Source organism: Streptomyces poonensis (genome assembly GCF_014650915.1).
Taxonomy (GTDB): domain Bacteria; phylum Actinomycetota; class Actinomycetes; order Streptomycetales; family Streptomycetaceae; genus Streptomyces; species Streptomyces poonensis.
In genome coordinates this window covers 26,076-38,787 of record NZ_BMVW01000016.1, presented here as the reverse complement: position 1 = coordinate 38,787, position 12,712 = coordinate 26,076, and the positions used below count along the sequence as shown (strand labels likewise).

Below are 12,712 nucleotides of genomic sequence, written 5' to 3'. Positions count from 1 at the left end.
CTTTGGGTGCCGACGCTCTTCCTCCTCGTGCTCCTCGCAGGCAGACGAACGGACCGGAGACACCTCCTCATGAGACGAATCCTCGGCACCCTCACGGCCGGCGCGCTGGCCCTCATGGCGCTCGGCACCGGCACCGCACCCGCAACGGCCGACTCGAGCGCGACCACCGCCGCCTTCGACGTCCTGACGTACAACATCGCGGGCCTGCCGCTCGGGCTCGGCGACAGCGACCCGGGAACGAACACACCGCTCATCGGGCAGCGGCTCGGGGCGTACGACATCGTCAACGTCCAGGAGGACTTCAACTACCACGCCTCGCTGTACGCCAACGACACCCACCCGTACCGCACGGCCACCAGCGGCGGCGCGGGCCTGGGCGACGGCCTCAACACCCTGTCCGACCACCCCTTCGAGGACTTCGAGCGGGTCGACTGGGACGACTGCACCGGTACGGACTGCCTGACGCCGAAGGGCTTCACACTGGCGCGGGTGCGGCTGGCCGAGGGTGTCTTCGTGGACCTGTACAACGTGCACACCAACGCCGACGTGACGGACGCCGCCCTGGCCGCCCGCCGCGCCAACATCGAGCAGCTGTCGGACTTCATCCAGGCCAACTCCGCGGGCAACGCGGTGATCGTCATGGGCGACACCAACACGCGCTACACCCGTACCGGAGACAACATCCGCACGCTGCTCGACGAGAACGGGCTGACGGACGCCTGGGTGGAACTGGTGCGCGGCGGCACGCCTCCCGCGCAGGGCGGTGACGCGCTGGTGTGCGACGCGGCGGCCCCGACGGACGACTGCGAGGTGGTGGACAAGGTGTTCTACCGGGGCAGTGATCTCGTCGCTCTCGACGCCACCGGCTACCGCAACGAGTGGGCGTCCTTCCTGCGCTCCGACGGCGCGCACCTGTCCGACCACTTCCCGCACACGGTCGGCTTCACGTACACGCTCGACCCGTCCCTCCGGGCGAGCGACTTCTTCGGCGGCCCGCACGGCACGGCCTTCAACGACGCCGACGACCTGCCGTCCGTCCCGTCGCCGCGCACACTGACGCTGCGCGGCGGATCACGCCTGGACGCGGTGTCCCTGACCCACGACAACGGCACGGTCCTGTCCCACGGCGGTACGGGCGGCACGGCCACGTCCCTGACCCTGGCCTCCGGCGAGCACCTCACGTCGGTGCGGCTGACGCGGGGTGAGAAGGACGGCCGCACCCGTGTCTTCTCCGCGGCCTTCACCACCGACAAGGGCCGTACGCTGACGGCCGGTTCGCCCACCTCCGACGCCACGACCTTCACCGCCCCCTCGGGCTGGCGGATCGTCGGCTTCACGGGCCGCTCGGGCGACGAGATCGACAAGCTGGGGGTGCTGTACGCGCCGATCCGCTGAACCCTGCGGTCAGTGAACGCCGGGCCCCGTCCGGGCGAGCGAGGACACCTCGCCGTACGTCGGCGTACGGCCGGACGGCGCCCGGCCGGACCGTACGCCGGCGACCGCCTCCAGGGCCGCGCCCAGTGCCCGCCGGTACAGCAGTGAGCCGAGGCTGACCCGGCTCACGCCAAGGGCGCCGAGGTGTGCGACGGTGGGGCCGGCGGGCGAGTAGAGGATGTTCAGCGGCACGTCGAGGGAGCGGACGAGAGCCGCGATCGCGTCCGGGTCGGTCAGGCCCGGCACGAACACGCCGTCGGCGCCCGCCTGCCGGTAGGCGTCGAGGCGGGTCCTGGTGTCCTCGTCGTCGCCGTCGCCCAGCCAGTGGGTGTCCGTGCGGGCGTTGACGAAGAGGCCGGGCGCGGCGGCCTTGACGGCGGCGATCTTCGCGGCGTGCAGCGCCATGTCACCGAGGCCGTCCTCCAGGTTGATCCCTACGGCCCCGACGGCGTACAGCTCCCGTGCGAACTCCCCCACCTCGTCCGGGTCGTCGCTGAAGCCGCCCTCCGCGTCGACGGACAGCAGGAACCGCTCCGAGCCGAGGGCCAGGGCGAGTTCGAGCGTCCGGTCGCGCGTGGCGGCCGCGCCGTCGGGCAGACCGGCGGCCGCGGCCACACCGAGACTCGTCGTCCCGATCGCGGCGAAGCCCTCCGCGGCGAGTGCCAGCGCCGAGGCGTGGTCCCAGGCGTTGGGCAGCAGCAGCGGCTCCCCGGTGCGCGTTCGGGTTCGGTGGAGGTCGGCGAAGGCGGTCATGACGGGTCTCCGAGATCGCCCACCGCGTCGGCGTAGTACACGGACTCCGCCACGTGCAGGGCGAGTTCGCGGAAGGTCCAGCCCTCGCCCGGGGAGTGGTCGAGCTGCTCGTCCGTGAGCGCGTGCAGCCGGTTCGCCCAGATGCGGGCGAGGCGGGTCAGCCGGCTGCGGGCCTCGTCCAGGTCCTCCTGGGTGAACGGCGCGAGGTCGGCCGGTGTGGTGATCACCGACGCGTGCCAGTGGTCCGGCTGCGGTTCTTCGCCCGCCAGCCGGGCCTCGAGTTCGGCGAGGTGGTCGACCAGGTGGTCGGCGACCCGGCGGATCGCCTTGTGCGGGGTGTACACGCGGTCGTCCACGTGCGCGGGGGTGCCGTCCCAGGCGGTCCAGGTGGCGGCGCGGGCGAAGACGTGGTCGACCATGGCGAGGACGGCGTCGGCGGGGTCGCGGTGGACGGTGGTGGGAGAGGTCGCTCGGGTCATGCGGCCACGCTAGGGGCCGATCGTTTCGGCGCCGGCCGAAGTGTTGTCGCGCCACAGACTTCGCGGGACCTGGGACGCCCCGGTTCCGGTCGGGGCGTCCCAGGGGCTCACCCGGCCGAACGCACCATGCCCTTGGGCACGAGGTGCCGGTCGACCAGTTCGTCGCGGACCAGACCCGCGTACACGGTGGCGCCGTTCACGGAGGTGTGCGTGTTGTCGCGCTTCTCGTTGTAGAGGTACAGCGCCTTGGAGCCCTCGGGCCCCAGCGACTCCACGAGCTCCTTCGTCCTCGCGGTGAGGTCGATCAGGGGGACGTCGTGGTCGGCCGCGACCTGGCGGATCACCGCCGGGTGGTCCACACCGAGGCCGTTGACGAGCAGCGCCGTGCCGTTGTTCAGGGTGCCGTCCGCGTTGAACCAGCGCCGCACGACGGGAGTGACCAGCACCGGCCGGCCGCCCTTCTCCCGGACGCCCGCCACCAGGGCCTCCAGGTTCGCGCGGTACGTCGCCTCGTCGGTCTGCTTGTCGTTGTGCGCGAGCTGGACGAGGACGAGGTCGCCGCGGCGGATCAGCGGCTGGACGGTGCCCCACAGCCGCGAGTCGGCCAGATAGGAGACCGTGCTCTCGCCCGAGTCGGCGTAGTTGGCGACGGAGATTCCCTTGCGCAGGTACTGGGGCAGCTGCTGGCCCCAGCCGGCGTACGGGTCGCCGGGCTGGTCGCACACGGTGGAGTCGCCGACGAGGAAGATCTGCCGGGCCCGGTGGGCGGGGGTCACCCGGATGTCGGCGAGGGCGGGCGCGTCGCCGCCGAGCGCCAGATCGAGGCCGGGCGTGCCCTCGGTCCCGGTGGGCTCGCCCTCGGGGGTGCGGACGTCCACGGTGAAGCCGCGGGTGACCCGTCGGCCCGCCTCGGTGGCCGTCTCCGGCAGGAGCGCGCGCCGGCTCTCCCCGGTGACGCTCGTGCTCGCCGCCTCCGCACCGCCCAGGACCACCTTCACGTCGTACGTGCCGGGCGGGACGTCGAAGTGGCAGGCGGTGGCGGTGCAGTTCTCCATGCCGAGCCCGGGGCCGCCGCGCTGGTGCGCCTGCGCCGGTACGGCGGACAGGACGGTGCCGAGGGTCGCCGCCGTCAGCGCGGCGATGGTCAGTCGTCTCAGTGGGGATCGCATCGAAGGTGTTCTCCTCATGCTCCTCATGTCCCGCGCGTCCACTGCTGGTTGGTGCCGCCGTTGCACGCGTATGTGATGATCGCGGCGGAGTCGGCGGTGGACGCGCCGTTCACGTCCAGGCACTCGCCCGTCGCCCGCGACCTGACGGTCACGTAGCCGCCCGTGCTCGTCACCGACCACTGCTGGGCGGTGGCCGACGCGTCGCAGTTCTCCTGGGTGACACTCGCGGCGTTCTCCCGCACGCACAGGGAGCTGTGCCGGGCGGCCAGCTGGTGGTAGCCGCCACCGACGGGCCGGAACCAGAACCTCTGGTTGCCGCCGCCGTTGCAGTCGTACTGCTTGAGCTGGGCGCCCGGCCACTGCGACTGGCTGGTGACGTCGGCGCACCGGCCGGAGTGGCGGGCGACCAGGGTGTTGTAGGTGGCGCTCGTGCCCGTGACCGTCCCGGCGGCCGTGTCGACGGTGATCTCCGGGGTCCAGGACATGGACAGCGTGGTGGAGGTCGGGAAGGTCAGTGGCAGCCAGACGTAGCGGGAGTCGTTGACCCGGCCACCGAAGGAGTTGCCCCAGCGGTCGCCGAGGTAGAGGTGGGAAGTGCTTGAGCTGCCCTGCACGGGCAGGACCCACGCGGTCTGGGAACCGTACGCGGTGGAGTCGCCGACGTTCGTCATGGCGGTCCAGGGACCGGCGAGGCTGGTGGCGGTGGCGTACTGCTGCTGGTTGGGGTTCCAGCCGGTGGCGCCCGAGGTGAGCATGAAGTAGACGCCGTTCCGCTTGAACAGGGCGGGGGCCTCGCGGTGGCCGCCGTGCCAGGGGTCGGCGACGAGGGCGGCGACGCCGGTGTAGTCGGCGGTCAGGCGGTAGATGTGCAGGTCGTAGTTCTCGCGGGCGGCCGAGACCATGTAGCCGGTGCCGTCGGTGTCGACGAAAACTGTGATGTCGCGCGACATGTGCTGCCCCAACGGGCGGAAGCTGCCGCGCCAGGTGTAGTTCCCGTCCACGGTGTCCGACACGGCGACGGCGGCACGCGCCTCGCCGTAGTCGGTGCCGTTCTCCTTGTGCATCCACATCACGAACTTCCCGGTGGCCGCGTTGTACATGACCTTCGGGCGTTCGATGTTGGCGACGGCCAGCTCGGGGTCGGTCGCCTGGGTGAGCACGTGGTTGCGGAACTCCCAGTTCTTCAGGTCGGTGGAGCGGTAGGCGTCCACGTACCGGAAGGTGTTGTCGTCGTTGCGGTGCTCGCCGAACCAGTAGTAGTACGCGCCGACCTTGATGATCCCGCCGCCGTGGGCGTGCACGGGGTTCCCACTCACGTCCGTGAACTGCGTCCCGTTGGTGATCGTCCGAGGTGCCGCCTGGGCCGGGCCCGCCGTCGCGAGCGCTCCGGCCACCGCCAGACAGAGGGCGAGGAGGACGGCGTACGCGCGTCTCATCTCCCTCACTCCCCTCCGTCGTCCGTGGCGGGCGTGTCGGCGACCGGGACACCGAAGTCGGGGGTCCCGTCCCGCTTCCAGCCGAGGCGCTGGATGCGGGTGTGGCGGTTGGGATCGTGCAGCGGGTCGCCGGTGATCTCCTTGTACTGGCGGGCGTGGTACACGAGGACGTCGGTGCGGCCGTCCTCGGCGACCGTGAAGCTGTTGTGGCCGGGGCCGTACTGCTGCGTCGTGTCGTTGCTGGTGAAGACCGGGACCGGGGACTTGGACCAGTTCGCCGGGTCCATGAGGTCGGCGTCGGCGTCCACGGTGAGCAGGCCGAGGCAGTAGTTGGAGTCGGTGGCGCTGGCCGAGTACGACATGAACAGGCGGCCGTTGCGCTTGATCACCGACGGCCCCTCGTTGACCTTGAAACCGATGCACTCCCAGTCGTACTCGGGTGTGGTGAGCCGCACCTGGGGCCCCGTCAGGGTCACCGGGTCGGCCATCTCGGACAGCCAGATCGCGGTGTTGTTCTGCATGCCGGGCTCGTACTGCGCCCAGGCGAGGTAGCGGGTGCCCCGGTGGGTGAAGGTGGTGGCGTCCAGGGAGAACGTCTCCCACGCCGTCTTGAGCTGGCCCTTCTCGACCCAGGTCCCCTTGAAGGGGTCCCGGTGGGCGTTCTCCAGTACCCAGATGCGGATCGCCCACACGTCCTCGGCGGGGGCGGCGGCGAAGTAGATGTACCACTTGCCGTCGATGTGGTGGATCTCCGGCGCCCAGATGTGCGCGCCCATGTCACCGGTCGCGTGCTTGCGCCAGATGACGCTCTCGTCGGCGGTGGCGATACCGCGCAGGGTGCGGGAGCGGCGCAGGATGATCCGGTCGTACTCGGGGGACGTGGCCGTGAAGTAGTAGCGGCCGTCGGTGTGGCGGTGGATGTGGGGGTCGGCGCGGTTGCGGACCAGGGGGTTGACGTAGGGGGCGGCGGGCTTGCGGCCCGCCTCCGCGGCCGGTCCGGCGGCCGTCCCCGTCCCTGCGTGGGCGGCGTGCGGCAGGGCGCTGAGGGTGCCCGCGGCGAGGGCGCCCTTCAGGAGCAGTCGCCGATCGGTGGTCGTGGGGAGGTTGTCGTCACGGCTCATGCGTGCTGCCTCTCGGCTGGGGACTGAGGGAAACAAAAGAGAACAGGAATGTTCGGCATACCGCACAAGATCTGTCATCCCGAACGCCGAAAAGGTAGAGGCGTGTTACGGAGAGGTCAACGGGTCGCGCGGGACGAAAGACGGAAGTACCGAAGCGCGCCCCTGGGCCAGAGCCCCGAACCGGGCATCCAGCGCATCCGACACCATGCCGCGGATGACACCCCGCCAGGTCCGACGCGCGATCCTTGGCCGGCGCATGGGCCGTGCGGACCGCAGCCGCTGGGTGAGGCCGCGGTCGATCGTCTGGCGGCGGCGCAGGTCGTGAAGCGAGAGGTAGATCGCCTGGTGGGAGATCTGCACGGCGGAGTCACCGGGGAACTGGCGCCGCAGCCAGCCCGCGATCTGCCCGGGCGACCAGCACAGGGCCGGCTTCGCCTCCACCACCGCCCGCAGAGCCGGCCGCTGGGCAAGCTTGGCCTGCTTGGGCCGGCGCCCGCGCGCGTAGGCGGCCGCGTCCGCGGACGCGGCACGTGGCAGTCCCGACCTCCGTTGCGCGCGATCTCGCGGGAGATGGCCGACGCCGCCCTGTCCAGCCGCCGCGCCGGCAGCCTGGCAGACTCGCCGGCCGCGATGCCCCGGGATATCTCCTCGCGCTCGCTGCCGGCCAGATGCCGCTCGGATCGCTGTTGCGGGGCCAGGCGCACGCCGCCGCTCGCACATGAACCGGCGGACATGGTGCATCGGCGCCCCGAGTGCCCGTCCCATCGAGCTGAAGGACTGCCCCTCCCGCCGGCGTCTCCAGATCTCATCCTGCTGAGCCGACGAAAACCCGTAGCCACGCACTTGTACCTTTATGACCACATGATCATCCATGGGTGGTGCGTTGATCACTTGAGGGTGCCATCGTTTGCCGACAGACGGGCCGGAGTGGGGCGTCGGCAGGGCGAGGATGTGGGCCTATGGCTGCCTCTGCTGCCCGTGGGTCCGCAGTGGCGGGTGGTCACCCGGCCAGGTGCTTGCCGAAGAACTCGGCGAGCTCGGCGACGGCGGGGGTGACGTATTCGTCCCTGTCGTACAGGTCGATATGGGTGGCACCGTCGATGGTGACCAGCTCCTTGGGCTCGGCCGCCTGCGCGATCGCTTCCCGGCTGAAGTAGGCGCTCTCCGCCTCCGAACCGGCGATCATCAGCAGGGGGCGGGGCGAGATCAGCTCGATCATCGCGTACGAGTCGTACTGGGCGAGCTGGTCGACGCTGCGCAGCACCCATCCCTGGACCGCACGGGGGTGGTGACCGCGCGGGGTGCAGTAGAACTCGAACGTCTCCCGGAACTGCCGGCCAGCGGTCTCCAGAAGCTCCTCGGCGTTGTCGGGAATCCATGCCACCAGCTCCGGGGCCGCGCCGCGTGCCTCGGCGGTGCGCGCCGCACCGGCCTGGTCGAGCAGGGCCTTGAGGATCGCCGGGTCCTGGGTGCGGCCCAGCCCCTCACGGATCACCGAGCCCATGTCGACGGCGCTCACCGTGGCCACGCCCTTGATGCGGTGGTCGGTCTGCGCGGCGTAGGGCACGTAACCGCCGGACGCGCAGATACCCAGGGCTCCGATACGGTCCGGGTCGATGTCGTCACGGGTGGTCAGGTAGGTCACGGCGGACTTGATGTCCTCGGCGCGCTGGAAGGGGTTCTCCATGCCGCGCGGCTCGCCCTCGCTCTCGCCCTGGTACGCGGCGTCGAAGACGAGCGCGGCGAATCCGGCGCGGGCCAGGCGCTTGGCATAGATGCTCGGGCTCTGCTCCTTCACGCCGCCTCCCGGATGGGAGATGACAACGGCCGGCAGCCGGCCGTCGACGTGGTCGTCGGGGGTGAAGAGAATCCCGGCGAGGGCGAGATCGTTGCTGGGGAAGGTGACGCTGGTCTTCACGGTCTGTGTCTCCTGGTGCAGGTGGGGAAGTGCTGTGACCGCGACGGCGCGGATTCCTCCGGCCCTCCGGCGGGGCCTTCGTCCTCGGGGCGGTCCGTCCGCCGGCCACGTCACCGACACTCACACGCGGTACATGGGCGGGTAAGGGGCTTCTTCTGTCCCCGGACACCGCGGTCCTGGGACACGGCAGGCCCACTGTCACAGGCCCGGCGGGCTGTAAGACTTGTGCCTATGAGCAGCAGCAACGCCCGCGACAGCGAACTGGGCGCCTTCCTGAAGGCGCGGCGCACAGAGCTGAGCCCGGCCGAAGTGGGGCTGCCTGATTCGGCCGGCAGGCGCAGGGTCAAGGGCCTGCGCCGCGAGGAGGTGGCCTTGCTGGCGTCGATCAGCCCCGACTACTACACGCGCCTGGAGCAGGGCCGCCGCCAGGCCTCCACACCGGTGCTGGACACCCTCGCGCGTGTCCTCCGGCTCGACGACGGTGAGCGTGCCTACATGTTCGAACTGTCCGGTCGGGACGCCGCCCGGCCGCGTCGGCGCACCACGCAGAAGGTCCAGCCGCAGCTGCAGCGCCTGCTGGACGACCTCTCCACCACGCCGGCCGTCGTCCTGGGCCGCCGCACGGACATCCTCGCCTGGAATGTCATGGCGGCCGCCCTGTTCACCGACTTCGCGCGGATCCCGGAGAAGAAGCGCAACTTCGTACGGCTGGTCTTCCGCGAACCGGCCGTCAGAGCGCTGTACCCGGACTGGGAGTGGGTGGCGCAGACGACCCTGGCGCAGCTGCGTATGGAGGCCGCCCTGGATCCGAAAGATCCGCGGCTGGCCGAACTGGTGGGCGAGCTGTCGCTTCAGGACCCCGACTTCCGGCGCTGGTGGGGAGCCCACCGTGTCGCCACCCCGGGATCGGGCACGAAAACGCTGAACCATCCGGTCGTCGGCCCGCTCACCCTCGACTGGTCCTTCCTCACCTCCACCGACGACCCCGACCAGCAACTCATCACCCTGACCGCCGAGCCCGGCACACCCAGCCACGACCGTCTGCGCATCCTCGCCTCATGGGCCGCCCAAGCCGCCGACCACCCGGTGGCGGACCGTTAGAGGCTCGCCCGGTTCCGGGGCCGGCAGGCCGTCCAGCTCGACCCAGGCCTCCGGGAAGGTCGCTCACCGTGCGCTGGGCGCACCGAAGCGCAGGCCGTCGAAGACGGTTGCCGTGATGTGCACGACTTCGTCCCACCAGCCCTCGGTGGGGCGCAATCCGCCACCGTCGCGGACCAGGATGTCGGGCTCGCTCCCGCGCATCCAGCAGGACAGGCACAGGCCGCTGCGGCGGACCTGCTGGTTGGTCCGGTAGGCGGGTTCGACACCGGATCGGTGGGCGTAACGGTCCTCTCCGGGGAGCCGCGACCACGCCGGCGAGGCCAGGACACGCGCCCGGGCGCGGGCCTTCGGGACATGGGTGCCGAGGTCGGCGGTCGCTGCGGTCACGGCTGGTACCTGCCCATCAGGCGCCGAAGGTCCTCGGCGAAGACCTGGCCGTAGCGGTCGGCGGACATCTCGTGAACGCGCTTGGCCAGGATCTTCGCGTCCTGGGCGTCGGCGGCGAACTGGCCGAGCACGGACCCGTCCGGGCCGGAGATGGTCAGCACCGCGGCGGGGTACCCGGCGACTTCCTGTCGTGTGCACGTAGCGTCGTAGCATGGCCAGTAGCTCCTTCCCGCCCCTCACCGACGCCCTCGCCCGCGGCCCGCTCGTCCTCGACGGCGGCATGTCCAACCAGCTGGAGTCCGCGGGGCACGACCTGAGCGACGGCCTGTGGTCGGCCCGCCTCCTCGCCGACCGGCCGGAGGCCGTCACCGACGCCCACCTCGCGTACTACGGGGCGGGCGCGGACGTGGCGATCACCGCGAGCTACCAGGCGACGTTCGAGGGATTCGCCCGGCGCGGGATCGGACGGGAGCGCGCGGCCGGGCTGCTGCGGCTGAGCGTCGCCGCGGCGCGCGAGGCCGCCCGGCGGGCCGGGGGCGGTGCGGCCGCCGGACGGCGCCCGCTGTGGGTGGCCGCGTCCGTCGGGCCGTACGGGGCGATGCTCGCCGACGGATCGGAGTACCGGGGCCGTTACGGGCTCACCGTCGCCGAACTGGAGCGGTTCCACCGCCCGCGCCTGGAGGTGCTGGCCGCCGCCGCGCCGGACGTCCTCGCCCTGGAGACCGTCCCGGACACCGAGGAGGCCGAGGCGCTGCTCCGGGCGGTGCGCGGGCTCGGCGTGCCCGCCTGGCTGTCGTACACGATCGCCGGTGACCGCACGCGCGCGGGCCAGCCGCTGGAGGAGGCGTTCGCCCTGGCCGCCGATGCGGAGGAGGTGATCGCGGTGGGCGTCAACTGCTGCGCCCCCGAGGACGTCGACGGCGCCGTCGCGACGGCGGCCCGCGTGACGGGCAAGCCGGTCGTCGTCTACCCGAACAGCGGCGAGACCTGGGACGCCGCCGCGCGGGCGTGGACCGGCGGCTCCACGTTCACCGCCGCGCGGGTGGCGGGGTGGCTGCGGGCCGGGGCCCGGCTGATCGGCGGGTGCTGCCGGGTGGGGCCGGGGGTGATCACGGAGATCGCGCGGGCCGTGAGGGCCTAGGGGAGCACGGGGGACGGCTCGTCGACGGGTGCGGGATGACCGTCGTCACGACCGCCGGACACCGCCGGAACGCGCACGACGGAAGCGCCGTACGGCCGACAGCGGGGCCGCCCCCCAGGGGGGCGAACCGGGCGGGTGGACCTCCGGCGAACCGTCCGCGGCGAGTGGCCCGACCGGGACGGCCCGCGAGGATCTGCACGCCTCGGCCTCCCAGAGGGCGAGCTCGCGGTCGTACGGGCCGTGGACGACGCGGGGTTCACCCGGGCCGCCGACGGTTTCGGGCTCGTACGGGCCGCCGACGCTCCGGGGCTCGCACGGGCCGCCGGCGTTCCCGCCTGCCCCTGTCCCGGGATCATCGAAGATCCGTACCGGGCGCGTGGCGTCCCAGGCCGGCCAGCCGGGGTCACCGGTGTCCGCGAACCGCACCCACGCCCCGTGCATCGCCTCGGCGAGCTCCCGCGGGGCGCCCTCGCCGGCCAGGCGTACCGCGGCCGGGACGTCACCGGTGTCGAAGACGAAGCCCAGCTCCAGGGCGTGGCAGGCGCCGAGGCCGGGCACGCGGGACGGCCAGGCGAACTCGTAGACGTACGTGGGGGCGCGACCGCGGTGGGCGTCGGCGAGCCGGAGCAGCGGGACGCGCAGCAGATGGTCGGTGACCAGCCGGCCGACGAGTTCGGCGGTGCTCGCCTGCGGGTGGAGTTCGCGGTAGCCGCGGGGGACGTCGGGGCCGCAGCGGCAGCGGGCGCGGGCTCCGGCGAGGGCGACCGTGCCCAGCCGGTCGAGGTGGTCGAGGAGCCCGCTGGGGGCCAGCCACAGCCGGTGCTCCTCGCGGGTCCAGCCCAGGAGCAGGTCGACGTCGCGGGCGGGACCGCCGTCCGGGGCGTCCGCGTCCTCCAGCAGCGCCTCCAGGGGATCGCGGGGCACCAGGTCGCCGTCGACGACGATGCCGAACGCGGGCCCGCCGAGCACCGGGCTGCTGCGCCTGCCGGCCTCGGCCTGCGCCGCCGCGAGGGCGGTGCGGTCGACGTCCGCGAAGGCCGCGGCGGTCGCCGGGACCTTCAGCCGGGCCGCCATCCGGCGCACCATGCGCCGCACCAGGTCGCGGTCGGTGGCCTCGGGCGGCCCGCTCTGCAGCACGGCCCGCCGGAAGAGTCCCCGGGCCCGGGGGGCGGCGAGCAGCGCGCCGATGCTGATGGCGCCTGCGGACTGGCCGAAGACGGTCACCCGGTCCGGGTCGCCGCCGAACTCCGCTATCGCCTCGTGGACCCACTCCAGGGCGGCCAGCTGGTCGCGCAGGCCCGGGTTGGGCGGGGCGTCGGGGAAGAGGCCGAACCCCTCCACGCCCAGCCGGTAGTTGAGCGAGACGAGCACGACGCCGTCGCGGGCGAAGGCGCCGCCGTCGTAGACGGGGACGGCGGACGAGCCGCGTGTGAGGGCTCCGCCGTGGATCCACACCATCACGGGGAGCCGGGCTCCCCGGCCCGGTTCCGGCGTCCAGACGTTCAGGTTGAGGCAGTCGTCGCCCGGCACCACCGGGTCGACCAGCAGGTGGGCGAACGCCTCGGAGTACGGCGGCTTCGGCGCCGTCGGCCCGAACGCTCCCGCGTCCCGCACGCCCTCCCAGCGCTCGGGCGGCACGGGCGGCCGGAACCGGCGGGGGCCGAAGGGCGGGGCCGCGTACGGGATGCCGCGGAAGACCGCGACCCCGTTCTCGTGTCTGCCGCGCACGTCCCCGTACGGCGTCCTGGCCACGGGCCCTGTCAGGTCTGTCGT

13 protein-coding genes and 1 pseudogene are annotated in these 12,712 nt (G+C 72.4%); 3 read left to right on the top strand and 11 right to left on the bottom strand.

Going from position 1 to position 12,712, the window contains the following annotated elements; all coding sequences use genetic code 11:
* Positions 1-69: 69 nt before the first annotated feature.
* Entirely contained in the window at positions 70-1,395 is a 1,326-nt protein-coding gene (locus IE242_RS29745; protein WP_189864736.1) for a jacalin-like lectin, read from the top strand.
* 9 nt (positions 1,396-1,404) lie between these two features.
* On the opposite strand, the gene IE242_RS29740 is transcribed toward IE242_RS29745, so the two are convergent.
* The 8 genes and pseudogenes from IE242_RS29740 to IE242_RS29710 all read right to left on the bottom strand — a co-directional run bounded on the left by IE242_RS29740 (position 1,405) and on the right by IE242_RS29710 (position 8,310).
* Entirely contained in the window at positions 1,405-2,187 is a 783-nt protein-coding gene (locus IE242_RS29740) for an isocitrate lyase/PEP mutase family protein (RefSeq protein WP_189864734.1), read from the bottom strand.
* Positions 2,184-2,666, bottom strand: coding sequence for a DinB family protein (locus IE242_RS29735; RefSeq protein ID WP_189864732.1), 483 nt, complete (start codon positions 2,664-2,666; stop codon positions 2,184-2,186). The genes IE242_RS29740 and IE242_RS29735 overlap by 4 nt, the downstream gene beginning before the upstream one ends.
* A 107-nt stretch (positions 2,667-2,773) precedes the next feature.
* Positions 2,774-3,835, bottom strand: a complete 1,062-nt coding sequence (locus IE242_RS29730) for a rhamnogalacturonan acetylesterase (protein ID WP_373299620.1) — start codon at positions 3,833-3,835, stop codon at positions 2,774-2,776.
* A gap of 23 nt (positions 3,836-3,858) precedes the next feature.
* Entirely contained in the window at positions 3,859-5,271 is a 1,413-nt protein-coding gene (locus IE242_RS29725; RefSeq protein ID WP_189864730.1) for an RICIN domain-containing protein, read from the bottom strand.
* 5 nt (positions 5,272-5,276) lie between these two features.
* Positions 5,277-6,392 carry a glycoside hydrolase family 43 protein gene (locus tag IE242_RS29720; RefSeq protein ID WP_189864728.1) on the bottom strand — a complete coding sequence of 372 codons (1,116 nt, stop codon included), beginning with the start codon at positions 6,390-6,392 and terminating at the stop codon, positions 5,277-5,279.
* A 105-nt stretch (positions 6,393-6,497) separates the two neighbouring features.
* Positions 6,498-6,836, bottom strand: a complete 339-nt coding sequence (locus IE242_RS38135) for a hypothetical protein (protein ID WP_229859654.1) — start codon at positions 6,834-6,836, stop codon at positions 6,498-6,500.
* A 164-nt stretch (positions 6,837-7,000) separates the two neighbouring features.
* Positions 7,001-7,126 (bottom strand): annotated as a pseudogene (locus tag IE242_RS38130) (hypothetical protein); the annotation flags it as partial.
* Between the two features lie 266 nt (positions 7,127-7,392).
* Positions 7,393-8,310, bottom strand: a complete 918-nt coding sequence (locus tag IE242_RS29710; protein ID WP_189864726.1) for an alpha/beta hydrolase — start codon at positions 8,308-8,310, stop codon at positions 7,393-7,395.
* A gap of 231 nt (positions 8,311-8,541) precedes the next feature.
* Between IE242_RS29710 and IE242_RS29705 the strand changes: the two genes are divergently transcribed.
* Positions 8,542-9,411 carry a helix-turn-helix domain-containing protein gene (locus IE242_RS29705; protein WP_189864724.1) on the top strand — a complete coding sequence of 290 codons (870 nt, stop codon included), beginning with the start codon at positions 8,542-8,544 and terminating at the stop codon, positions 9,409-9,411.
* 63 nt (positions 9,412-9,474) lie between these two features.
* On the opposite strand, the gene IE242_RS38950 is transcribed toward IE242_RS29705, so the two are convergent.
* Together IE242_RS38950 and IE242_RS29695 are read right to left on the bottom strand one after the other, a co-directional pair.
* Complete coding sequence (locus IE242_RS38950; protein ID WP_189864723.1) at positions 9,475-9,798, bottom strand: hypothetical protein; 324 nt, start codon at positions 9,796-9,798, stop codon at positions 9,475-9,477.
* Positions 9,795-9,959, bottom strand: coding sequence for a hypothetical protein (locus IE242_RS29695; protein ID WP_189864721.1), 165 nt, complete (start codon positions 9,957-9,959; stop codon positions 9,795-9,797). The genes IE242_RS38950 and IE242_RS29695 overlap by 4 nt, the downstream gene beginning before the upstream one ends.
* A 50-nt stretch (positions 9,960-10,009) precedes the next feature.
* On the opposite strand from IE242_RS29695, the gene mmuM reads away from it, so the two are divergent.
* Complete coding sequence (mmuM, locus tag IE242_RS29690; protein WP_189864719.1) at positions 10,010-10,939, top strand: homocysteine S-methyltransferase; 930 nt, start codon at positions 10,010-10,012, stop codon at positions 10,937-10,939.
* A 45-nt stretch (positions 10,940-10,984) separates the two neighbouring features.
* Here the strand turns inward: mmuM and IE242_RS29685 are convergent, their stop codons facing one another.
* Positions 10,985-12,691, bottom strand: a complete 1,707-nt coding sequence (locus IE242_RS29685) for a carboxylesterase/lipase family protein (RefSeq protein ID WP_189865030.1) — start codon at positions 12,689-12,691, stop codon at positions 10,985-10,987.
* Positions 12,692-12,712: the final 21 nt, after the last annotated feature.

What these genes read in the sequence shown, in the direction of transcription:
- IE242_RS29745 (WP_189864736.1), top strand. Translation starts at nt 70, where the DNA reads ATGAGACGAATCCTCGGCACCCTCACGGCCGGCGCGCTGGCCCTCATG.
- IE242_RS29740 (WP_189864734.1), bottom strand. Translation starts at nt 2,187, where the DNA reads ATGACCGCCTTCGCCGACCTCCACCGAACCCGAACGCGCACCGGGGAG.
- IE242_RS29735 (WP_189864732.1), bottom strand. Translation starts at nt 2,666, where the DNA reads ATGACCCGAGCGACCTCTCCCACCACCGTCCACCGCGACCCCGCCGAC.
- IE242_RS29730 (WP_373299620.1), bottom strand. Translation starts at nt 3,835, where the DNA reads ATGCGATCCCCACTGAGACGACTGACCATCGCCGCGCTGACGGCGGCG.
- IE242_RS29725 (WP_189864730.1), bottom strand. Translation starts at nt 5,271, where the DNA reads ATGAGACGCGCGTACGCCGTCCTCCTCGCCCTCTGTCTGGCGGTGGCC.
- IE242_RS29720 (WP_189864728.1), bottom strand. Translation starts at nt 6,392, where the DNA reads ATGAGCCGTGACGACAACCTCCCCACGACCACCGATCGGCGACTGCTC.
- IE242_RS29705 (WP_189864724.1), top strand. Translation starts at nt 8,542, where the DNA reads ATGAGCAGCAGCAACGCCCGCGACAGCGAACTGGGCGCCTTCCTGAAG.
- mmuM (WP_189864719.1), top strand. Translation starts at nt 10,010, where the DNA reads ATGGCCAGTAGCTCCTTCCCGCCCCTCACCGACGCCCTCGCCCGCGGC.